At 62.9% G+C, this 20124-nt stretch carries 20 protein-coding genes, 1 tRNA gene and 1 pseudogene; 14 read left to right on the plus strand and 8 right to left on the minus strand.

Translation table 11 applies throughout. The features are described from left to right. Positions 1-280: 280 nt before the first annotated feature. The 3 genes from Pla111_RS17065 to Pla111_RS00775 all read left to right on the plus strand — a co-directional run bounded on the left by Pla111_RS17065 (position 281) and on the right by Pla111_RS00775 (position 1717). On the plus strand, positions 281-448 hold the full coding sequence (locus Pla111_RS17065) for a hypothetical protein (protein WP_197524640.1): 168 nt from the start codon (positions 281-283) through the stop codon (positions 446-448). A gap of 13 nt (positions 449-461) precedes the next feature. Next, positions 462-989, plus strand: a complete 528-nt coding sequence (locus tag Pla111_RS17635) for a DUF4915 domain-containing protein (protein ID WP_391581000.1) — start codon at positions 462-464, stop codon at positions 987-989. A gap of 104 nt (positions 990-1093) precedes the next feature. Continuing rightward, positions 1094-1717: a hypothetical protein gene (locus tag Pla111_RS00775; RefSeq protein WP_146570431.1), complete on the plus strand. Its 624-nt coding sequence runs from the start codon at positions 1094-1096 to the stop codon at positions 1715-1717. 109 nt (positions 1718-1826) lie between these two features. On the opposite strand, the gene Pla111_RS00780 is transcribed toward Pla111_RS00775, so the two are convergent. Then, positions 1827-2225 (minus strand): sulfatase-like hydrolase/transferase, encoded by a 399-nt coding sequence (locus Pla111_RS00780; RefSeq protein WP_146570433.1) that lies wholly within the window; start codon positions 2223-2225, stop codon positions 1827-1829. A gap of 171 nt (positions 2226-2396) precedes the next feature. Between Pla111_RS00780 and Pla111_RS00785 the strand changes: the two genes are divergently transcribed. Then, positions 2397-2597 (plus strand): hypothetical protein, encoded by a 201-nt coding sequence (locus Pla111_RS00785; RefSeq protein WP_146570435.1) that lies wholly within the window; start codon positions 2397-2399, stop codon positions 2595-2597. A gap of 245 nt (positions 2598-2842) precedes the next feature. On the opposite strand, the gene Pla111_RS17070 is transcribed toward Pla111_RS00785, so the two are convergent. From Pla111_RS17070 to clpB, 6 genes and pseudogenes are all read right to left on the minus strand, one after another. Further along, a complete protein-coding gene (locus tag Pla111_RS17070) occupies positions 2843-3010 on the minus strand; it encodes a hypothetical protein (RefSeq protein WP_197524642.1) in 168 nt (55 codons plus the stop codon). A 411-nt stretch (positions 3011-3421) separates the two neighbouring features. Then, the gene (locus tag Pla111_RS00790; RefSeq protein ID WP_146570437.1) at positions 3422-4177 is read right to left on the minus strand and encodes a hypothetical protein; all 756 of its coding nucleotides are present in this window, start codon (positions 4175-4177) and stop codon (positions 3422-3424) included. Positions 4178-5131: 954 nt separating this feature from the next. Then, positions 5132-6258 (minus strand): annotated as a pseudogene (locus Pla111_RS00795) (IS3 family transposase). A 110-nt stretch (positions 6259-6368) separates the two neighbouring features. Then, a tRNA-Ser gene (locus tag Pla111_RS00800) sits at positions 6369-6453 on the minus strand. Between the two features lie 83 nt (positions 6454-6536). Then, complete coding sequence (locus Pla111_RS00805) at positions 6537-6722, minus strand: DUF6800 family protein (protein ID WP_146570439.1); 186 nt, start codon at positions 6720-6722, stop codon at positions 6537-6539. Positions 6723-6904: 182 nt separating this feature from the next. Next, entirely contained in the window at positions 6905-9562 is a 2658-nt protein-coding gene (clpB, locus tag Pla111_RS00810) for an ATP-dependent chaperone ClpB (RefSeq protein ID WP_146570441.1), read from the minus strand. 253 nt (positions 9563-9815) lie between these two features. Here clpB and Pla111_RS00815 point away from each other — a divergent pair, with 253 nt between their 5' ends. The 10 genes from Pla111_RS00815 (at position 9816) to Pla111_RS00860 (ending at position 19051) form a co-directional block, all read left to right on the plus strand. Next, positions 9816-10064, plus strand: coding sequence for a hypothetical protein (locus Pla111_RS00815; protein ID WP_146570443.1), 249 nt, complete (start codon positions 9816-9818; stop codon positions 10062-10064). A gap of 111 nt (positions 10065-10175) precedes the next feature. Next, entirely contained in the window at positions 10176-11030 is an 855-nt protein-coding gene (locus tag Pla111_RS00820; protein WP_146570445.1) for a deoxyribonuclease IV, read from the plus strand. 188 nt (positions 11031-11218) lie between these two features. Then, entirely contained in the window at positions 11219-11800 is a 582-nt protein-coding gene (locus Pla111_RS00825; RefSeq protein WP_146570447.1) for a GNAT family N-acetyltransferase, read from the plus strand. Positions 11801-11872: 72 nt separating this feature from the next. Beyond that, a complete protein-coding gene (locus Pla111_RS00830; protein WP_146570449.1) occupies positions 11873-13090 on the plus strand; it encodes a M16 family metallopeptidase in 1218 nt (405 codons plus the stop codon). 122 nt (positions 13091-13212) lie between these two features. Then, positions 13213-14445: a M16 family metallopeptidase gene (locus Pla111_RS00835; protein ID WP_146570451.1), complete on the plus strand. Its 1233-nt coding sequence runs from the start codon at positions 13213-13215 to the stop codon at positions 14443-14445. Between the two features lie 61 nt (positions 14446-14506). Then, positions 14507-15004 carry a CbiX/SirB N-terminal domain-containing protein gene (locus Pla111_RS00840; RefSeq protein WP_146570453.1) on the plus strand — a complete coding sequence of 166 codons (498 nt, stop codon included), beginning with the start codon at positions 14507-14509 and terminating at the stop codon, positions 15002-15004. A gap of 111 nt (positions 15005-15115) precedes the next feature. Then, positions 15116-16183 (plus strand): hypothetical protein, encoded by a 1068-nt coding sequence (locus Pla111_RS00845; protein WP_197524643.1) that lies wholly within the window; start codon positions 15116-15118, stop codon positions 16181-16183. A 193-nt stretch (positions 16184-16376) separates the two neighbouring features. Next, complete coding sequence (locus Pla111_RS00850; RefSeq protein WP_146570455.1) at positions 16377-17120, plus strand: hypothetical protein; 744 nt, start codon at positions 16377-16379, stop codon at positions 17118-17120. Between the two features lie 193 nt (positions 17121-17313). Then, positions 17314-18252, plus strand: coding sequence for a cysteine synthase A (gene cysK / locus Pla111_RS00855; RefSeq protein WP_146570457.1), 939 nt, complete (start codon positions 17314-17316; stop codon positions 18250-18252). A 169-nt stretch (positions 18253-18421) separates the two neighbouring features. Then, positions 18422-19051: a GNAT family N-acetyltransferase gene (locus Pla111_RS00860; protein WP_197524644.1), complete on the plus strand. Its 630-nt coding sequence runs from the start codon at positions 18422-18424 to the stop codon at positions 19049-19051. An 11-nt stretch (positions 19052-19062) separates the two neighbouring features. Here Pla111_RS00860 and Pla111_RS00865 read toward each other — a convergent pair whose 3' ends face one another. Continuing rightward, entirely contained in the window at positions 19063-20094 is a 1032-nt protein-coding gene (locus Pla111_RS00865; protein ID WP_146570461.1) for a class I SAM-dependent methyltransferase, read from the minus strand. Between the last annotated feature and the right edge of the window lie 30 nt (positions 20095-20124).

The raw sequence follows: 20124 nt of genomic DNA on the forward strand, positions 1-20124 counted from the left end.
TAGCCGCGGATCGCTACGACTTCCCGCAGAATCTTCGCAAGTTCCCGCAGAATCTTCGCAAGCGGGACATGTTCACCACGATTCTCACACCGGTGGTAGACCGCAGTTTTGATCGGTTTGCGCTCGGTTCTGTATAGATTCGCGCGGGGACCGATGAGGTTGCCCGGTCCAATCCCCGGCAAGGCGCCGGGCGACTTACTCTCTCTCTGCTGCGGAAGACCGGTTGACCTCGGCAGATCCAGCGTCGGCAGGCCTATCGACAAGTGGGTAAGCTGTCCGCATGACCAACGGCGACGACCCGGCCGATCCGCTGCGAAGCGTTCATACCACCAGCTTCCCCGCACTGCTTGGCGAGCTGGGCGCTTCGATTTTTGTGACGAGCTACCAGGCCGGTAAGTTTGTTGTTCTGCGGAACGACGGCGGTGTGCTCAACACACACTTCCGATAACCTGCAGAAGCCCATGGGCTTGGCCCATAACTGGGGGCGGTTAGCTGTCGGCTGCAGCGTCGATATCTGGGAGTTCCACAACGTACCCGCGGTTTGTGCGAATCTTGACGCTTCCGACGCGTTCCCGTCCGTAGCGGCTACTCACGACGCCTGCTTCCTGCCGCGTCGCGCACACTGCACGGGCGACGTGCAACTTCACGAGATGGCATGGATTGGCGGTGACCTAGTCTTCGTCAATACGTCCTTCAGTTGTCTCGCACAGCGAAGCGAGGAGAACAGCTTCGAGCCGATCTGGCGACCCGAGTGGATCACCCACTACGCGCCGGGCGACAACTGCCACCTCAACGGGTTCATTGCTCATGCTCGGAGACGCACCCCAAGCCAACTGCGGACGGTCCTGAAGACCTCGGCGAGTTCGCCGCTTGTGAAAGTCCGCGAAGACGATGCAACCTCAGTGAGTTTGAGCCGGTTGAGCGATAGGCGGAAACAGCCTATCACGCAGCGAGAAGATTGTTGTGGGCGCAACCAACGGCTAGACTGAGCCTTACGCCAATCTTCGGACTGCGAGTTAGGCTGACAACCTTGCGGCCTAGAGGTGTTACGTTGGTCATGCTAAAGACAAGTTCGTACACACGAGACGTGCCTTTGCACAACATCGGATTTGCTTTCACTCCTAGCTTGGCTTCCAACGACCACCAAGTCCGCATCCTTGTCGACGAAAAGGACTGGCTCGGTGACTCCTTACTTGGAATTGATCCGCCTGAGTTCTTCGCTCAGCTTGCCCTAACAATCGGCGGCGAACTACTTGTTGGCAGGTGTGAATGCGGTTGCGTTGGATGCGACGATATGACCGTGCAGGTGGTTCGGAACCAGGATGCGGTGAAGTGGATAGATTGCCGTGATTCGGAATTGACGTTCTCCACGGCGCAATATGACTTAGCTATGCATCGAGCAAAGAACGACTTTGCATGGGAATCGCCCAATCGCACGGCAGAACGACGTGCCGCGAAAATATTGAATGGGATTGTCTTGCCCGACGGATTTTCGTTTCAATGGGCATCTACAAGAATTCGAGACAGCGTTTTAACGCTGTCATTTCTCCGAGATGGCGTGCAAAAGATCGTCGATCTTGTGTGGGATGGCGTTCGTCCCGAGAGTGCGTGTGCGAGCGCGACGACGTTCGTGGCGCAACTAGGCGAACAATCGCATGCACTGGAGCCGGCGGCCGGGCCGGATACCGACGGAAAGTCGTTACCGCCGGCCCAGTGATGCGGGTCGTTCGCTGTAGCGGCCTCTCTTCGGTGGGCACACCTCGTGTAGTTCGGGCAACTCATTAGGCGCAGCGACTGGACCATCCGACCCCTGGAAGCCCGTCTGGCTATCTGCAGAGGTCTTGCCCGGGTTCGGACACCGCTGCGACTTCGCGAGACCGCCATCTGCGGGCGGGCGATGCACCCTTTCCTGTAAGAGTCTTGTCAAGCCGAACGGTTTGCATCGGGTTGGTTGCGTAGCGGTAGCTAAGAGCGTTTGACGCTCGTTTTGGGGTCTTCACGCCGGGGCAGGTGAGTTGGGTTGGCGCGCAGACGGGCTGCACATAGAACCGTATGAACGATACCCCTTCGGCCCGAAGGCGGTCCAGGTTTGGTGTCTCAAGCTGCTTGCTGCCATGGGAACTCAGGTCGCCCCAGCCAAGATCGTCGGTGATCACCACCAGCACGTTCGGCGGTGTTCCGGCGCCGCACGTAAGTTGAGCGAAGGCTCGGCGAGCACGCCCCACAGACGTTGAATCAGCGTGACCTCCCCGGTTCCCTTGCCGGCGTAGGGACAGAGGCCCAAGTCCAGCACGGCGCCCGAGCAGAGTGACGAGATCACGCCCAACCGAGCGATCGGGAAGCCAGCGCCCGGCTTCGACTGACTGGTCTGTTGGTACTCGGCTTGATTGGCGGGTGTGTCGGGGGCACGCTCACGCTCCCTACGCGAGCGGCTCTATCACGAGCTGCTCGACGCCGTCGCGACGCACCGGGTCGCCAACCGACCCGACCGCTTCGAGCCGCGACGCAAGAAGAAACGCAAGGCCCCCTATGACCTCCTCATGAAGTCCCGCGCCGCGACCAAACTCGACATCCTCAAAGGGGTTAGCAAGAACTAAGTGCCATTCGGTGGACCAGCTTCAGCGAGTTCAGTTTGCAGCTAAGTCGCTGAGGTGTCCTGCCGACGGCGACACCGCCGCAGGTTCGCGAGCGGTCGTCGGTGCCTCGTCGGTACGGCTAGCTTTGCGTCAATGACTCTTTTTTTGGACGAGCTTTTGGAGCCTCACTAATAACGGCAAAAAAACTGCACACCTGGCAAGCGGCTTAGAAGGCGGTCGGGCGCAGCATCGACCCCACCCCCCCGTCAGGCTCGCCCGTGGGGGCCGTCGTGACTCCACCAGCGGGCGAGCTGCGGCTCCACTTCCGCGAGCGTGGCGCGGAGCTGTAAGTCTTCAGCGCTGTGAATCTCTATCGGCTCCGCCGCAGCCACCGGGCCTGAACCCGAACTCTCTTCAATGGTCGAAACGATCATCAGGCCCAGCTCGCTTTCCTGTGAGTACTGATTGAGCGCACCATCCCCAACGTGGGTTCAATCCTTTAAGCGCGCAGTTTCCCTAAGAGAAAAAAAAGAAGAAGCTTAGGAATGTGGGCCGAGCTGGGGTTTGCCCCGCCGGGGCTGGTGAGGCCACCGGCGAGCTTTTCACAGTTCTTACATACCGGGGTTCGCTGTTTCCGCTGCGTGCTTTCGGTCCACGTTGGACACCCGGAGGCTTGCCCGCGACTGCGGGTAGCGCTTATAATTTCCGGGTCACACGACAGCTAAGCCCCTTTGGGGATCCCGCATACGCTGCGTCGATGCTCGCCCAGCTCGGCGTTCTCTCTTGCCCCCGAAGCGTTTGGTCGCGCTTCGGGGGTTTTTTTGTTGACCGTGGTTCACAAAATCTCAGCCTGGCAAACTCTCGCGCATTCGGTTGAGAGTCTCGCGCTCGGCTTTCTCGTTCCGTTTGTGTTGCTCTAGCGCGTGGCTGTCGATGTGTTGCTCGATACAGTCTCGGCATAAGTCGCGAAGCCTGTCGGGCTCGATAGCCTCCAGCTCGACGCAAGGCCCCCGGAAGTTTTTGGCGCGGGAGTCGGTACGCTTCGGCGGCGCGCCGGGTAGGCTCCAATCGGACACCTGTTTCTCCGTGACCGCGACCCGCACGAAACGGAACTCTCCCGATCCGTACCGTCGAACACTTTCTAGCGCGCTGCGGTCGATGTCGTTGCCGCTCGGATCGCGGTCCCCGAAGTAGTAGCACGTCGCCGGCTTGTTTTGTTCCCGAAGCGTTCGCGCTACTTCGTAGAGAAACGTCCGCGATCCGTAGCCCTTGAAAGGCCGCAATGGAACTCCCCATTCGTAAGTGATCGCACAGAGCACGCCCGCAGCCGATTCGCTCTCGCACCAGATTTCCACGTACTCCGGCTGATCCTGCCAGAGATTGCGGCGGTACAGCCGCTGGGTTTGCTCTAGGAATTCGCCCAGTCCACTGTAGCTGGCTCTCTGTCGAACCATGCGTGAAGAATCGACGATCCACGACCAAGGCAGGTCGCCACTCTCGCGCAACTGGCCCGTCAAGCGGCCGACGGCCTTGTAGCCCGCCTCGGTCTTCTGAATGTGCTTCCGCACCACCAATCGGTAGAACAGCTGGCGCAGCGTCAACGGCTGATAAGTTGCCGCTACGTTGACGATCCGCTGCCTGAGAAGGCTAACTTCCGCCTTCGTTCGGCGTTTTGTGAACCGTGGTCCACAAGATTCCGCGCGTTGTTTCAACCGGCCTTCGGTAGAATCCATGCCGTTCTCCAAGCTATAGCCGGGCCGCCCTGCCTCCACAGCGGGCGGCCCGGCTTGTTTTCCGGTTGCCCCCTCAGATAGCGGCCGCGCGCTCGATGAACTCGATTGCGTCCCGCCCACGGATGAACTTGCAACGCCCAGCGCGGAGCATTGGCAACTCGACACCAGCCGCCTTTGCTCGGCGAAAGAAACTGGGGCCTAGCCTCGTTACCCGCTTGAATTCGGGCAAAGAATAAAGGGCCTGGGGATCGACCATCGACGGCTCAGAACGCCGCTTGGTTTGCGCAGACATTGGGACCTCGCTGTGCTGGGGCGAGACGTAAGGGCATGGCCGATCCGCCTCACCGTATGAATACGGCTTGGGGTCGGCAGCCTCTTACCCAATGGCTGCGTCACGCGCGATGGGGGCCTATGGTGGGGCTTCGTCTCCCGATACGTCGGGTCGCTGTGACACTTCGACAACTAACGGCTAACGGCGCAACCTGGGTCCTCGTCGCGCTCGCTTCTGCTATCCGCTGTGGCAAAGTTATACACGCTTTGCCGCTGCTTGGTAGTCATGCAACTAAAAAAGTTCTGCGGGGTGTTACCTCAAGTGTTACCTAACGTGGTAACACTGCGCCAACGCAGCGCCAACACAATAGCGTTTCTCTCGGCGTTTCCGGTGTTGTGGTGTTGTTGGCATGCGTGCTGTGCGACTCATAATCCCTTGGTCGGGGGTTCGAGTCCCTCCCGGGCTACTTTCGATTGCGGATAGTGACCTGCCCCCAGTGATGGAACCAGTTAACAGGTTATAGCAGCCACTTCACTTCGTTCCGGCTACGCCTACACGAAGTGAAGTGGCTGGATCGCCTCGGGTGCCGGGGGTCGGTAGCCCAGTGAGCTGTGCGGTCGGAGCGTGTTGTAGTGCCGTCGCCATCGCTCGATGAGGACCTTGGCCTCCAGCAGGGTGTCGAACCGCTCGCGGGCCAGCAGCTCGTCACGTAGCTTGCCGTTGAAGCTCTCGATGTAGCCGTTCTCCCACGGAGAACCCGGCTGGATGAACAGCGTCTTCACGCCAACCTTCCCGAGCCATTCTCGGACAGCTATCGCCGTAAACTCCGAGCCATTGTCACTCCGGAGGTACTTCGGCACGCCACGCCGGACGAACAGGTCGCTCAGGCGTTCCAGCACGTCGCCGTGCTTGAGGCTGCGTGCTACGTCGATCGCCAGACACTCGCGAGTGTGCTCATCGATCAAGGTGAGCATCCGGACTGAACGGCCGTCGGCCGTCCGATCCATCACGAAGTCGTAGCTCCAGACGTGGTCCCTGTGCTGCGGCCGGAGCCGAACGCACGAACCGTCCGCCAACCACAGACGCTTTCGCTTCGGCTGCTTCCAGGGGACCTATAGCCCCTCGCGACGCCACAGCCGTTCGACCCGCTTGTGGTTCACTCGCCAGCCGTCGGCTCGCAGCAACGCCGTGATCCGGCGGTAGCCGTATCGGCCATAGTCGCTGGCCAACTGCGTCATCTCACGAACGAGTCGCGGCTCGTCGCTCGGCACGTGCTTCACGCGATGCAGCGTGCTTCTGGATTGGCCGATCACTCGACAGGCCCGACGTTCCGACACCTGGCAGCGGCCCAACGCATCGCGTGCGTGTTCGACTGCTCGACGCCGTTTCGTCGGGCTCAGAAGTTTCCCGACGCGGCTTCCTTCAAGATCGCCTTGTCCAGCTCGGCGTCCGCCGGCAGCCGCTTCAGCCGGGAGTTCTCCTTCTCAAGCTCTTTCAGACGTTTCGCCTGATCGACTTTCATCCCCCCGTACTCTTTCCGCCAACGGCAGTACATCTGGTAGGTCACACCAATCTGCTTCGCGGCCTGCTCCTGAGTGCTCCCCTGCGAAAGATGAACCTCCGCTTCGCGGAGCTTACCGATGATCTCTTCAGCCGTGTGCTTCTTGCCTCTAGGCATCTCAAGCCTCCTTCAAGTGGCGTCCAATCGCCTGATCTTCGATCAGAACCTGGACTCGTTTGAAGGGGGCAGGCCAGGTGCAAATCGACGTAAGTCGTTGCCCGGCAAAGCGGTCGGGGTGGGATTCGAACCCACGGATGGTTTCCCATCGCCGGTTTTCAAGACCGGTGCATTCGACCACTCTGCCACCCGACCGGCAAACTAACTACCTGAGGGGCACGCCGGACCCCTGCGCGAGCGCTGCTGCGTGTGCGTTACGCAACGACACCGCTTAAAGCTCAGCGCTCTTCGAGCTGCCAGCGTGTGATCAGTTCTTCGGCACCGGGGGTCATCAGCCGCAGCTTGCGGGCCATCTCGGTCTTCTCGCTCGGCGTGGCCTTGGACAGCTTGGCTTTCATCGCGGTGAGATTTTCCTTGCGCTTGCGACGACGACGGATCTCGCGTTGACGTTCGGTGCCGGCCATAACTACGGGTCTGCGGGGCTGGTGAGAGTGGGGGGAAGTCCTTTGAGAGCCTCACTTTGTAACCGCCAGGCCAGGATCCCAGCAAGACCCCGCCTGTGGCAACCAGCCGACCGCTACGGCGTGCCCAGCGGACGGGGAGGGCCTGGGGTGGCAGCGGGCCGGGCTAAGGGCCAGCACGCCGGTTAGTGTTTGGGGCCCTGTTCGCCCAGCCGAAAGGTAAACGCCTCGTCGGCGTAATCGATCGACACGGTGCTTCCTTCGGCGTGCTGGCCCCGCAGCAGCTCGGTGGCCAGCGGGTTTTCGAGCCGTTGCTGGATCACCCGCTTGAGCGGACGGGCACCGTAGGCGGGCTCGTATCCCTCGTTAGCGATCGCTTGGCGTGCGGCTTCGCTCACCACCAGGTTCAGGCCGGCCCGTGCGAGGCGTGTGCCGAGCGATTTGACCTGCAAATCGACAATGCGGCGGACCTCGTCGCGCCGTAGCGGCTCGAAGACGATTGTCTCGTCGATGCGGTTCAGGAATTCGGGCAAGAAGCTGGCCGCGAGTGCCTCGGTGACCCCGTGGCGCATCTCTTCGACAGATCCCCCTTCGGCGGCGATCTGTTGGATCAGCTGCGACCCGACGTTCGAGGTCATGACAATGATCGTGTTCGAGAAATCGACCGTGTGCCCGTGGTTGTCGGTCAAGCGGCCATCGTCGAGCACTTGGAGCAGCAGATTGAAGACGTCGCGGTGGGCTTTCTCGATCTCGTCGAGCAGCACCACCGCGTAGGGGCGGCGGCGGACCGCTTCGGTGAGCTTGCCCCCTTCTTCGTAGCCAACGTATCCGGGGGGGGCACCGATGAGGCGGCTCACGGTGTGCTTTTCCATGAACTCGCTCATGTCGAGGCGGACCATGGCCTGGTCGCTATCGAAGAGCGTCTCGGCGAGCGCTTTGCACAGCTCGGTCTTGCCGACGCCGGTGGGGCCGCAGAACAGGAAGCTGCCGATCGGGCGCTGGGGGTCTTGCAGGCCGCTGCGGCTGCGGCGGACGGCGTTGGCTACCGCCTCGACCGCGGGCTCTTGGCCGATGACGCGCTGATGGAGCCGCTCCTCGAGCACGAGCAGCTTGGCGCGCTCAGTTTCCAGCATCCGCGTGACCGGCACGCCAGTCCAGGCGCTGACGACCTCGGCGATCTCGTCGGGGCCGACTTCTTGGCGGAGCAACCGTCGGCGGGCTTCGTCGGGCTTGGCGGCGGCTTGGCGGGCGTCCGCTTCGGCGACCTCGGCCTCGAGCCGCTTACGGCGTGTGTCTAGTTCGTACAATTTCTGATAAGCCGCTTCTTCGACCACCTGACCCGAGGCCTGCGCTTCTTTGAGCGCGTTGGTGTGTCGCCCCAGCTCGTGCTTGACGGTTTCTAGCTGAGCACGCACGTCTGCCGAGGAACCGACCCCCAACTTCTCAGCTTCCCACTGTTCGTTGAGTGAGGCGAGCGTGCGCCGGACCGTCTCCATCTCGGCGTTGATGTCGGCGAGGCGCTGCTTGGCGTGCTCCTCGGTTTCGTCGGCCAGCTGCCGAGCGGCAAGCTCCAGCTGCACCAACCGGCGCTGCGCCTGATCGATCTCGGCCGGAACGCTTTCGAGCTCCATCGCGAGACGGCTCATCGCTTCATCGACCAGGTCGATCGCCTTGTCGGGCAGCTGGCGATCCGCGATGTAACGGCTCGAAAGCTCGGCCGCGGCAACGAGCGCCGAGTCTTTCACTTTGACCCCTTTGTGGTGCGCCTCGTAGCGGGGCTTGAGCCCGCGGAGGATCGCGAGGGTATCTTCGACCGAAGGCTCGCCGACGAACACGGGCTGGAAGCGGCGCTCGAGGGCGGCGTCTTTTTCGATGTGCTTGCGATACTCGTCGAGCGTTGTGGCTCCGATGCAGCGGAGATCGCCGCGCGCCAGGGCGGGTTTGAGCAGGTTCGCGGCGTCGGCGCCTCCCTCGGCCGCCCCGGCACCGATCACGGTGTGCAGCTCGTCGATAAACAAGATGACGCTGCCCGCCGCGTCTTCGATCTCTTTGAGAAGTGCCTTAAGACGCTCTTCGAACTCGCCCCGGAACTTGGTGCCGGCGATCAGCGCGCCCATGTCGAGCGCGACAACGCGTTTGTTCTTGAGGCTCTGTGGAACATCCCCCTCGACGATGCGCAGGGCGAGCCCCTCAGCGATCGCCGTTTTGCCGACGCCCGGCTCGCCGATGAGCACGGGGTTATTTTTCCTGCGGCGCGAAAGGACCTGCACCACCCGGCGGATCTCGCTGTCGCGGCCGATCACGGGATCGAGCTTGCCGGCCCGGGCGCGCTCGACGAGGTCGATGCCGTACTTTTCGAGTGCCTGGAACTTGCCCTCGGGAGTTTGGTCGGTCACGCGCGCGCTGCCCCGTACTTGGCGCAGCGCCTGGAGCACGTCGGCCGCTTCCACGGCGTTCAGCCGGAGCGTTTCTTGGGCTTTGGAAGGCGACTTCACCAGGGCCAGCAGCAGATGCTCGGTCGAGGTGTAGTCGTCCTTCATGGCGGCTGCTTCGGCCTGGGCCGCCTGGAGCGTCGCCATCAGCGAAGACGACGGTTGCGGGGCCACTCCCCCCCGAGCGCTGGGCAGATGCTTGAGCTCGGCACCGACGATCTGGATGAGCTGAGCCACGTTCACGCCCATCTTGTCGAGCACGGGGCGCACAACCCCCTCAGACTCTGCCAGCAGCGCGGCGAGCAGGTGCATCGGCTCCACCTGCGGATTGCCAGCCTCGGTGGCAAGCTCCTGGGCGTGCTCGACGGCCTCTTGGGCCTTGATCGTGAGTTGGTCGAAACGGAAGGCCATATCGTGTAAACTAAAAAAGGAAGGAGCCCGCAGGCGGCGGGGTCCGACATCAGCTTCTCCTGACTAGTAAGTTATACGGCTAGTTGGGTGGATAGGTGGGCGGTTCAGCTCGCCGCCTTCACGGCTGCTTCTGCGGCTCCTCTTTTGTAATGCTGGCTGGTCGATCGCGCGAAGTTTCTGCCGCGTGACTCCCCGAGGACCGACCGGCGCTGAGGTTCCGCCCCCTTCTACGCGGTGCGAAGGAGATGGTGCGATGACGACGCATTATTTCAAACTGATTCTTGATCGGGCACCCAACGACGAAGAGCAGGAGCATCTGTATGCGCTGTTCGAGGACGGCTCGATCACCCGCCTGGCGGGCGTGGCCGAGATCTCGTTCTGCCGAGAGGCACCGACCCTTCCGGCGGCGATCCGCTCGGCGGTGAACGAGGTCCGTTGCGCGGGGTTCATCGCCACACAGCTGCGGGTGCTCCGGCACAGCGCCGTCGGTCGTGAGCCCTGACGTCGCCGGCAGTGCCTCCGCGCCGCTTCGCGGCGTGTCTTGACCGCGCGGGCTCGACAGCGCTAGATGCAGGGGATTCAAGTCTTCCCCGGCGTTTACTCTGGAGCCCCTATGCCAATCCTCGGCGCCCACATGTCAATCGCCGGCGGCTACCACAAGGCGGTTCGCGCTGCGCACGCCGCGGGCTGCGATTGTGTGCAGCTGTTTACGAAAAACAACAACCAGTGGCGTGCCAAAGAACTCACCGACAAAGACCGCGCGGCGTTTACCGCAGCGCTAACCGAGCTGGGGATCACCCACCCGATCTCTCATAACTCGTACCTCATCAATCTGGGATCGCCTGACGACGAGCTGTGGCGTAAGTCGATCGACGCGATGGTCATCGAGCTCCAGCGCGCTGAAGCGCTGGGGATAGTGTCGGTTGTTGCTCATCCGGGGGCCTTCACCACCAGCAGCGAAGAGGCGGGCGTTGCCCGCATTGCCGCGGGCCTGGACGAGGTGCATCGGCAGACGCCGCAGGCCGTCTCGCGGGTGCTGCTGGAGACTACAGCGGGACAGGGGTCGAACCTCGGGTGGCGCTTCGAGCAGTTGGCCGCGATCCTCGACGCCGTCGCCGACCCCGATCGGCTGGGGGTTTGTTTCGATACGTGTCACGTCTTCGCGGCAGGCTACGCCATGGAGACCGACAAGGAGTACGCCGCCACAATCCGCGCGTTGGACAAAGCCTTCGGTTACAAAAAAATCGCGGCCTTCCACTTAAACGATTCGCTGAAACCGTTTGGTTCGCGCAAGGACCGCCACGCGGCAATCGGGAGCGGTGAGATGGGCCTGGAGCCGTTCCGCCACCTGCTCAATGATCGGCGTTTCAAGCAGGTTCCCATGTATCTGGAAACGCCCAAGGGCGAAGAGGACGGCGTAGACCTGGATGTCGTGAACCTGACCACTTTGCGGAGCCTAGTCGGTTGAGCCCCGCCGGTTACTCACGGACGCTGACTCCCGCCCGGCTCTCCTCACGGCTCTCCTCACGGCTCTCCTCACAAACACCCCCATTGGCGCGGCGATCGCAGCGATCGTAGGGGTAAAGCCCCCTTTTTTGACCCGGCGGCTACTACGCGGTAGATTCTAGCTGGTCTCTTTTGGGTCAAGGGGCGTTGATGTCGTTCTCGTATTTCAAACGCTATCGGATGGAGGTCGATCTCCGCCGGCCGTGGTTGCCGCCGCGGTTGCCGGAGGGGTATCGCTTTATCGCATGGTCGCCCGATCGGCTTGACGATCACGCTACCGCCAAACGCGATGCCTTTCGTGGCGAGATCGACGCCACCGTTTTTGACTGCCTGGGCGATCCGTCGGGCTGCCGACGCTTGATGCAAGAGATCGCCAGCAAGCCCGGCTTTCTGCCGGAAGCGACCTGGCTGATCGAGTACGCCACCGGCGGTACCAGCGAGCCGTGCGGCACGATCCAAGGGCTGCGGGTGACCCCCCGGTACGGTGGGGTGCAAAATGTTGGCGTCACGCCCTGGCACCGTGGCCGGGGTTTGGGCTCGGCACTGGTGCAGGCGGCGTGTTTTGGGTTTGCCGCAATGGGGATGCAGCGGGCTTTTCTCGAGGTGACCGCGAACAACGTCCCGGCGATCCGCCTCTATGAGTCGCTGGGCTTCCGCCGCACCAAGACGCACTACAAGGCGGTCGAATCGCCAGCGAGCCTGCCGCTTGCGGGCAGCCCGGGGCGGCGTTAGTGTCGGCAGGCTAGCAACGCCCTTTGCGAGCCGCCTGTGACGACCATCGCCCCGCCGAATAGCCCCCCGGCCTTGAGCCACCGCCTCGCCAACGGTCTGACCGTGATCGGTGAGCCTTCCGACGCGTTCGAATCAGCCGCGTTTACGCTGCTGACCCCCTCAGGATGTCGGTACGATCCCGACGATCGGTTGGGGCTCGCGTCGCTAACTTGTGAGATGATGCTCCGCGGAGCGGGCTCGCGAGACAGCCGCGCCCTGGTTAACGACCTCGATGCGATGGGTGTCGAGCACACGGAAACGGTGGGCATCTCGCACGCGACCTTTTCGGCCAGCTCGCTCGCGGACAGTCTTGAACCCGCTTTAGCGCTCTATGCGGATGTGGTCCGCCGACCGCATCTGCCGGCTGACCAATTGGAACAGGGTCGGCAGGTTTGTCTGCAAGAGGTTTACGGCGTTGAGGACGAACCGAGCCAGAAGCTGATGAACGAGCTGCGTCGGCAGCACTACCCGTCGCCCTGGGGCAGGGCGAGCTGCGGCGATGAGGCCGGCCTGAACGCCGTCACCCAGGACGAGATCCTGGCGTTCCAGGCGTCGCACTACGGCCCCGAGGGGTCCATCCTGGCCGTCGCCGGAAGATTTGACTGGCAGGAGCTGCTACGAGTCGCGGAACGGCTCTTCGGCGATTGGGCTCCGACGCCTCTGACAAGGACGCCGCCCAATCGGTCGACAACCGGTAGCCGGCACCTCCCCTTCGAGGGCTCGCAGTGCCATATCGGAATCGCCTATCCGTCGGTGGCGTACCGAGACCCCGAATACTTTCAAGCGTGGTCGGCAGTCGGCGTGCTCTCGAGCGGAATGAGTTCACGGCTCTTTACCGAGGTGCGTGAGAAGCGCGGCTTGTGTTACACGGTCTATGCTTCGCTCCAATCGCAGGTGGATCGCGCCGCGGTCTTATGTTACGCCGGCACAACCGCCGAACGAGCGCAAGAAACGCTCGACGTGACCTACGCCGAGTTGATTCGCTTGGCCGAGGGGGTCACGGTCGAAGAGCTTGGCCGACTGAAAGCTCGCATTAAGAGCGCCCTCATTTTGCAGCAGGAGTCGACGGCGTCGCGCGCCGGCACTCTTGCCCGCGATTGGCGTCATCTGGGGCGCGTGCGATCGATGGTTGAGGTGGGAGAGCTGATTGACGCGGTGACCGCCGACACCATCAATGCCTATCTTGCGAAGAATCCCCCGCGTGACTTCACAATGGTCACGCTAGGCCCCGAGCCACTTAGATTGAAGTGAATCAATGACCCGCTGAGCCGAAGCCGCTGCCGAGGCGGACGTCTCGACACACAGCGCGGGGAAGCGAGCAAACGAGGCACCCACCAGCCTGCCCGCGCTTTAGTTAACGATCAGGATACAACGTGCAGTTTCGTCGCCAAACGCTCGACAATGGTCTCGAGGTGATCGCCGAGGTAAACCCGACTGCCCTTTCGATGGCTGTAGGGTTCTTCGTCCAGACGGGGTCGCGCGACGAGTGCGATCAAGAGGCCGGCGTTAGCCACTTTCTCGAACACATGATGTTCAAAGGCACAGCGCGGCGATCTGCCGAGGACGTCAATCGCGAGTTCGATGAACTCGGGGCCCACTACAACGCCTTCACCAGCGAAGAGAACACGGTTTACTACGCCTCGCTGCTTCCCGAGCACCAGGCTGAAGTGATCGACCTGCTGGGAGATATCCTCCGCCCGAGTCTTCGCACGGAAGACTTCGAGATGGAAAAGAAGGTTATCCTGGAAGAGATCGAGATGTATCTCGATCAGCCGCCGTACGGGATGGATGACCACATCAAGACCCTGTGCTTCGGCGACCACCCGATCGCCCGCAGCGTGTTGGGGACAAGCGAATCGATTACCGCGCTCACGCCCGAAGCGATGCGCTCGTATTTCGAGAGACGCTACGCACCGGGTAACGTGGTCCTTGCCGCGTCGGGGCGGGTTGATTTCGAGGCGCTGGTGGCTCAGGCCGAGGCGGCTTGTGGTCATTGGCCAGCCTTGGCTGCCCGGCGAGAAACGCCCACGCCACGCTACGCCGCGGTGCGTGAAGCGGTTTGCCAGCAAGCCGCCACTCAGCAATACGCTCTGCTGCTGGGCGGGGCCCCGGCGGGCGAATCAACGGATCGCTACGCCGCCAAACTGCTCGCGACCATTCTCGGTGACGATACCGGCAGCCGACTCTATTGGCGGCTGGTTGACTCCGGCCGGGCCGAGTCGGCGAGCCTCGGTCATTACGACTACCAGGGCGTCGGTATGTTCTATACGTGGCTTAGTTGCGAGCCAGAGACCATCGAGCCGAACCTGGCAGAAACGCTCGCCGTTCTGGGGGGGATTGAGCAAGAGCCGCTGACCACTGAGGAACTCAACCAAGCCAAGAGTAAGGTCAAGTCGCGCGTTGTGCTCTCCAGCGAGCGGCCACGCAATCGGCTGTTCAACGTCGGGGGTAACTGGCTGATGCGAGAAACGTATCGCACGGTTGCCGACGATCTGGCGGCCCTCGACGGCGTGCAGCTCGAAGACGTCCATCGGGTGAGTGACTCTTACCCGCTGGACAAGGTCTCTATCGTAACGGTTGGCCCCCGCAACGATTTTCGTTGGTAGCGGTAGTCGCCCTGGGGGGGCAAAGTTGGATTAACTTCATGTCGAGAAGGTTTCGGTTCGCTTGCTGAGAGAACGCCTGATCGCCGATTTGTCGCTCGAACCGTCCGCGGTGGGCGTGGTTGTGGTCGATCATGGTTCGCGCCGCGCGGAGAGCAACGCCCTGCTGCTGGAAGTCGTAGCGCTGTTCGAGCGGGTCTCGGGCATGCCGATCGTCGAGCCCGCTCACATGGAGTTGGCCGAACCCTCGATTGCCACAGCGTTCGCGCGCTGTGTCGAGCGGGGGGCTCAGATAGTGGTGGTGTTCCCCTACTTTTTGTCTCCCGGTCGGCACTGGAGCCAAGACATCCCCGCGCTCGCGGCGGCGGCGGCGGAGAACCATCCGGGAATCCGCTACCAAGTGACTTCGCCTTTGGGGCTGCACCCGCTCATGGCGCAGGTCATGGGGGAGCGGATTCAGCAGTGCTTGCAGCGCTCGCTGACAGAAGGCCCCCCCTGTGCGCTCTGTGCCCCCGCTGGCGGATGCCAGATGCACCGTCCGGCGCCAGCGTCGAACGCATAACGCCTGGCCGCCGCGCTTTTCCTAAGACCGTTTTGCCGGTTGTGACGATGCAGCCCTCTAGGCGTGGAAGGACCCGCGCCGTCGCGCCTTCGTTATCGCTGGAGAGCAAGGATGCTCACCTTACTTCGTGCAGGGTTGATTGGTTCGTTCGTGCTGGCACCGGTCCTGGTGATCGCGGCCCCTTTTGTACCGGGCACCGGCGAATTCCTGCCCCAATGCAGCGACAACTTCGAGGACGAAAGCTGGTCCTATCGGCTCAATCTGCCTAAAAGCAGCTACGAGCAAGACGATAATCAGCGGGCCCCCGGCGGTGTCTCGAGCAATCAGCTCTGGCACGAGGGAGCTAAACGCGGCACGCCGGACGTGGTTAAACGCGTTGCTACGCCACCAGGCGGCCTCGCGGGCAGCACCGGCGCGCTGCTGATGCAGACCAAGAACTCGGGCATCCCCGGTCGTCTCAGCGGACAGCAGCAGCAGGACGATCTGCTGATGAAGGTCGATCGTAAGCTCGGACGCGTCGTGCCGGTCACCTGGCAACCAAGTTGCACGGTGCGCGTTTATGTCCGCCCTTTTGAAGAGTGGGAGAACCGTACCGGGGCCTCGTTTGGCATGCGGGCCGATTGCCGTGGCAAGATGCCCGAAGGCAAGACGGCCGCCTATTGGCCCGGTATGTTCATCCTGTTCCGCAGCGAAAACTCGTCAAAAGTCGAGGCCGATTTCGCGCAGATCTCGATCCGCGCCAACGGCCGCGGGCAAGATATCTCGAGCGTCGAGATTCGCGAGCCGGGCTGGTGGACCCTGGGTATGTCGTTCACGCCCGACGGCCAGATCCACTACTACGCCAGCGAAGGGGTCGATGATCTGACCGAGGCAGACTATCTGGCCTCGAACTACGCCTACAACTACCAGTGCCAGTGCTTCAGCAACTTCTTTTTCAACGTTGCGAACTGGGACAACGGACAGACGTGGAGCACCCCGTGGGTGATCGATGACCCCAAAGTGTTTGTCATTCCGCCGGCAGGAGAGACGGTGGCCTCGTTGCCGCGGCGCAAGGGGCAACGCGTGCCGACCTTCCCGATTACCCACATTCACGACGCCGACAAGCCGAAGAGCAACAACCCGTTCAGCGCCCTGTTTGGCGGATCGCGGAGCGCGGGACGCGGTTCATCGCGTCGCTGATATCAAAACGATCTTGACGATGTCAATTTGACATCTTTTCGGCGCTGCGGTAGCGTCTCGCTGATCGCGGTAAGTCGTTATTTAGAAGTGGTTTAATGGTTTTCTGGTGCCCGTGGCGCCAGCTTTGCTTCTCGTTGTCGATGAACCGTGGCGCGTGTGGCGACCCGGTTCTTGCAACCAGGGAGGCCAAACCATGCTCCGCCAGACCACCGCGATACTGATTTTTGCCGCCGCTGCCGCCCAGGCTTCGGCAGGCTCCACCAACAACCTGTTCTGGCTCGCCGGCGAGATCCGCGGCCAGATGGCCGTTGTCCGGGCCCAGGCCGACGCCACGTTCTGTGGCTGTCGCGAGGCCGACGACGTCTACGACGAGTTGGAAGACCTCTGTCGACGGATGGATCGGTTCGAGGAGCGGCTTGCCTGCCCGATCGAAACGCGGGCCGATCTGCGGCGTCTGGCGTTAGAAGCCCGGCGAGTCGAGCGTCAGTCTTGCGAACTGGGAGATGCCGTTGAACGAGCCCTCCTGCGGATGCGGGTGCGGTCGAACCAGTTTGCGATACCCGCTCGAGCCGTACCCATCGGGGCGGGGCCCGGCTACGCGCGGCCCGGCTATGGTATCCCGGCTTACCCGCAACAGGGTGGTGTCGCGTTCCAGATTCGGATCGGCGGCCTGAGCGTGGGAGTTTGCGACGAAGGAGAGCTCCATGTCGCGCCGGCAACGCCGGCTTGGGCACGCGGTCAGATCGCCCAGCGCGGCGGGTATGGCTATAGCCACAGCGTCGGGCGCTTGGCGGCCTACGGACCCCGGGTGGCCCCGGCACCGGTCGTGCTAGCAAGTCCGCTTGTCGGACACAGCGATCACGAGGCCCGCGCTCTGTGCCGCCAGATGGACCGGTTGCGGCAGCTCACCGCTGCCCTTTCTCAGGTGCTCTGCTAAGGGCAAGGCAGCGATCTATCTCGGATAAATCAAACTTCCCCGCCGGGCGCTGCGTCCGGCGGGGTTGTTGGTTGATGCCCCCCTGCGATAAACAAGCGCTAGCCGATCGCGAATGCCCGCTGCCGCGGGCTGCTGTCGGTTTGGGTTCTTACCGCCCGTTCGCGCTCCTTATCCTCCCTTCCGCACGCTTCCCATGCCCCGCAATCGTACGTACGACAACGCCGCGACCGCGATCGGCGACACGCCGATGATCCGCATCAATCGCCTGGTGCCCGAGGGTCACGCGACGGTATTCGCCAAGTGCGAGTTCTTTCAGCCCCTGAACAGCGTAAAGGATCGGATCGGGGCAGCGATGATCGAGGCCGGCGAGCGCGACGGACACATCAAGCCCGACACGCACATCGTCGAACCCACCAGCGGCAACACGGGTATCGCCCTGGCGTTCGTCTGCGCGGCGAAGGGGTACAAGCTGACGCTCACCATGCCCGAGAGCATGAGCGTCGAGCGGCGGACGTTGCTCAAGGCCCTGGGGGCCCACTTGGTGCTGACCCCGGCGGCCGAGGGGATGAAGGGAGCGATCTCGCGCGCTACGGAGATGTCTGCCGAGCCGGGCTGCTGGATGCCCCAGCAGTTTGAAAACCCCGCCAACCCCGCGATCCACGAGGCCACCACCGGCCCCGAGATCTGGGAAGACTCAGCGCACGACATCGACTGCATTGTGGCCGGCGTCGGCACCGGCGGGACGATCACCGGCAGCAGCCGATACCTCAAAAAGATGAACCCCGCGTTCAAGGCGATCGCCGTCGAACCGGTCGATTCGGCGGTGATCTCGGGCGGCAAACCGGGGCCGCACAAGATCCAGGGGATCGGTGCCGGCTTCGTACCCGGGAACCTCGACACGTCGCTCGTGGACGAAGTGATTCAGGTGAGCAATGAGGAGGCCTTCTTGTGGGGGCGCCGCCTGGCGAAGGAGGAGGGGATCATGGCGGGCATCTCGAGCGGTGCCAACATGTGCGCAGCGGCAAAGGTCGCGGCGCGCCCCGAGATGGCCGGCAAGCGGATCGTCACCATCATGTGCTCACTGGGCGAACGCTACCTCTCGACGCCTCTGTTCGAAGGGCTGGCCGAGTAGGGGCAGGATGCACGTCCCCAGCGGCATCGTTTTTCCTGCACAATTTTTGGTAGCGCGCTGACTGACAGGCTAGGGTAACGCTCACCAAGAGTGGCAGCGAATTCCCCGCGGGAGCGTCCGTATCTCTTCCTACGCCTTCTATCGCATCGCGAAACGGGCGGTCAACGCTTTGCCGGCGGGGCTGCTACGGGCTCGCCCGTTCACCGTTTATGCGATCGATCTGTACGGTGCTTCAATCGGTGCTTCTATCGGTACCGCTCTCGCCCCCAACATCCAGATTGAAGAACGCCTCACCTGGATCGAACGGCCCGAACAACTGGCTCCGCTGACATCGATCAGCTCCGCAGCAACCCGCGACGCTTGGAATCCCGTCAAGCATCGGGCGCTGGCGACGCTTCGCGGCGGTGAAGCGGTGGGCGTTGCGTGGATTGCGACCGGCGGCTTTACTGAGCAGCAACTCGGCTTGCGTTATCTGCTGGCCGACGACGAGGCGTGGCTCTTCGCGGCGGCGGTGCGTTCCGACTGCCGTCGACAAGGGGTGTATGGTCGGTTGCTCGGCGAGGCGATCCGGCGGCTCACGGCAGAAGGGTACCGTCGGCTGTTGATGGGAGTGGCGATCGGAAATCGCCCCTCCCTTCGCGCGCACGAACGTGTTGGTGCCCAAGCGGTGGGGCGCGTCTTTGCGGCCCGATCGCTGGGCGTCACCGTCTGCCGAGGGCAGGGGACGGTCTCAACCCCAGCGGGGCGGCGTCTTAGCGTGGGGCGTCAAGTAACGCTCTGCGTTGGCGATCGAGCCTAGCACGCCGCCCCTCAGCGGCGGATGGCTCGCACCAAGTGGTAGCGCTTTACTTCCTCGGTCTGCAGCGAACCCCACGTGGCATCGTCAAGCTGCTGGAAGTACCACCCGGGGGTTTTTGTCACGACCAGCAAACGGCCCGCGGGCTTTAAGCTGCGTGCGGCGGCGGCCATCATGCGCTGGGCGATCGCGTGGTCGGCGTAGTACGGCGGATTGGCGATCGCCAGATCGAACGTGCCGGCCGCGGGGTATTCGCCCGTGGCGTTGCACAGCACGCGCAGGTTGGGCAGTGCATTCAGCTCAGCCCCACGCTGCGTGCACTGCACGGCTCGGGTGTGGCTATCGACCGCCAGCACCTGGGCCTGCGGTAAATGCGCCGCCAGGGCTAAAGACACCACACCGGCTCCGCAACCGATCTCGAGCACATTCTCGCCCGCGGCCTCTTCGAGCGCTTCGAGCAACCGCCGCGCGCCCGGATCAACACGCCGGTGAGAGAAAACACCGGGCCGAGAGACCGCCTGCAACAGCCGCTGTCGATCGCGAAAGGCGAACTCACACGAGAAGTCACGCCGCCGCTTCAGCGGTTGCTGCTTGACGACCGAGTAGACAACCGCGTCAGAGAATCGGTGCAATCGCACACCGGGTAGCAGCGCGTCCATCTGTTGACGCAGCCAGCTGTCGCGCGGGTTGTCGCTCGCCGCGACGAGCACGCCATCGGGGCTCAACCGTTGGGCCAGCTCTTGCAGCGTCTCGCGTGCCAGCTCCGCTTCCCCGCGCATCGAGACGGGGACCACCGCCAGATCAAACGGTTCCTCAGGGGGATCTGCGGCGCAAACGATCGAGAGATTCGCAGGCAGCGCGCTTTGTCGGGCGAGATTCGCGTGATGCTCGTCGAGCATCCAGCAGACCGCACGCCCCGCGGGGCGTTCCTCCGCCAGCGCTGCGAGCGTCTGCACGCGGCCGAGCGTAACGCCCAGCACGCGGTCGCCCGGCAAAGCCCGGGCGACCTCCAGCGCACGGGCCTCAGCAGTGCGCGGTGGGAGCATCGGTAGGCGTGCAGGAATTGAGGGAAGGGC

The organism is Botrimarina hoheduenensis, from assembly GCF_007859815.1.
In the GTDB taxonomy this organism is placed as follows: Bacteria; Planctomycetota; Planctomycetia; order Pirellulales; family Lacipirellulaceae; genus Botrimarina; species Botrimarina hoheduenensis.

Coding starts and splice junctions, on each gene's coding strand:
- Pla111_RS17065 (WP_197524640.1), top strand. CDS start 281: ATGACCAACGGCGACGACCCGGCCGATCCGCTGCGAAGCGTTCATACC.
- Pla111_RS17635 (WP_391581000.1), top strand. CDS start 462: ATGGGCTTGGCCCATAACTGGGGGCGGTTAGCTGTCGGCTGCAGCGTC.
- Pla111_RS17070 (WP_197524642.1), bottom strand. CDS start 3,010: ATGATCGTTTCGACCATTGAAGAGAGTTCGGGTTCAGGCCCGGTGGCT.
- Pla111_RS00805 (WP_146570439.1), bottom strand. CDS start 6,722: ATGGCCGGCACCGAACGTCAACGCGAGATCCGTCGTCGTCGCAAGCGC.
- clpB (WP_146570441.1), bottom strand. CDS start 9,562: ATGGCCTTCCGTTTCGACCAACTCACGATCAAGGCCCAAGAGGCCGTC.
- Pla111_RS00815 (WP_146570443.1), top strand. CDS start 9,816: ATGACGACGCATTATTTCAAACTGATTCTTGATCGGGCACCCAACGAC.
- Pla111_RS00820 (WP_146570445.1), top strand. CDS start 10,176: ATGCCAATCCTCGGCGCCCACATGTCAATCGCCGGCGGCTACCACAAG.
- Pla111_RS00825 (WP_146570447.1), top strand. CDS start 11,219: ATGTCGTTCTCGTATTTCAAACGCTATCGGATGGAGGTCGATCTCCGC.
- Pla111_RS00845 (WP_197524643.1), top strand. CDS start 15,116: ATGCTCACCTTACTTCGTGCAGGGTTGATTGGTTCGTTCGTGCTGGCA.
- Pla111_RS00850 (WP_146570455.1), top strand. CDS start 16,377: ATGCTCCGCCAGACCACCGCGATACTGATTTTTGCCGCCGCTGCCGCC.
- cysK (WP_146570457.1), top strand. CDS start 17,314: ATGCCCCGCAATCGTACGTACGACAACGCCGCGACCGCGATCGGCGAC.
- Pla111_RS00865 (WP_146570461.1), bottom strand. CDS start 20,094: ATGCTCCCACCGCGCACTGCTGAGGCCCGTGCGCTGGAGGTCGCCCGG.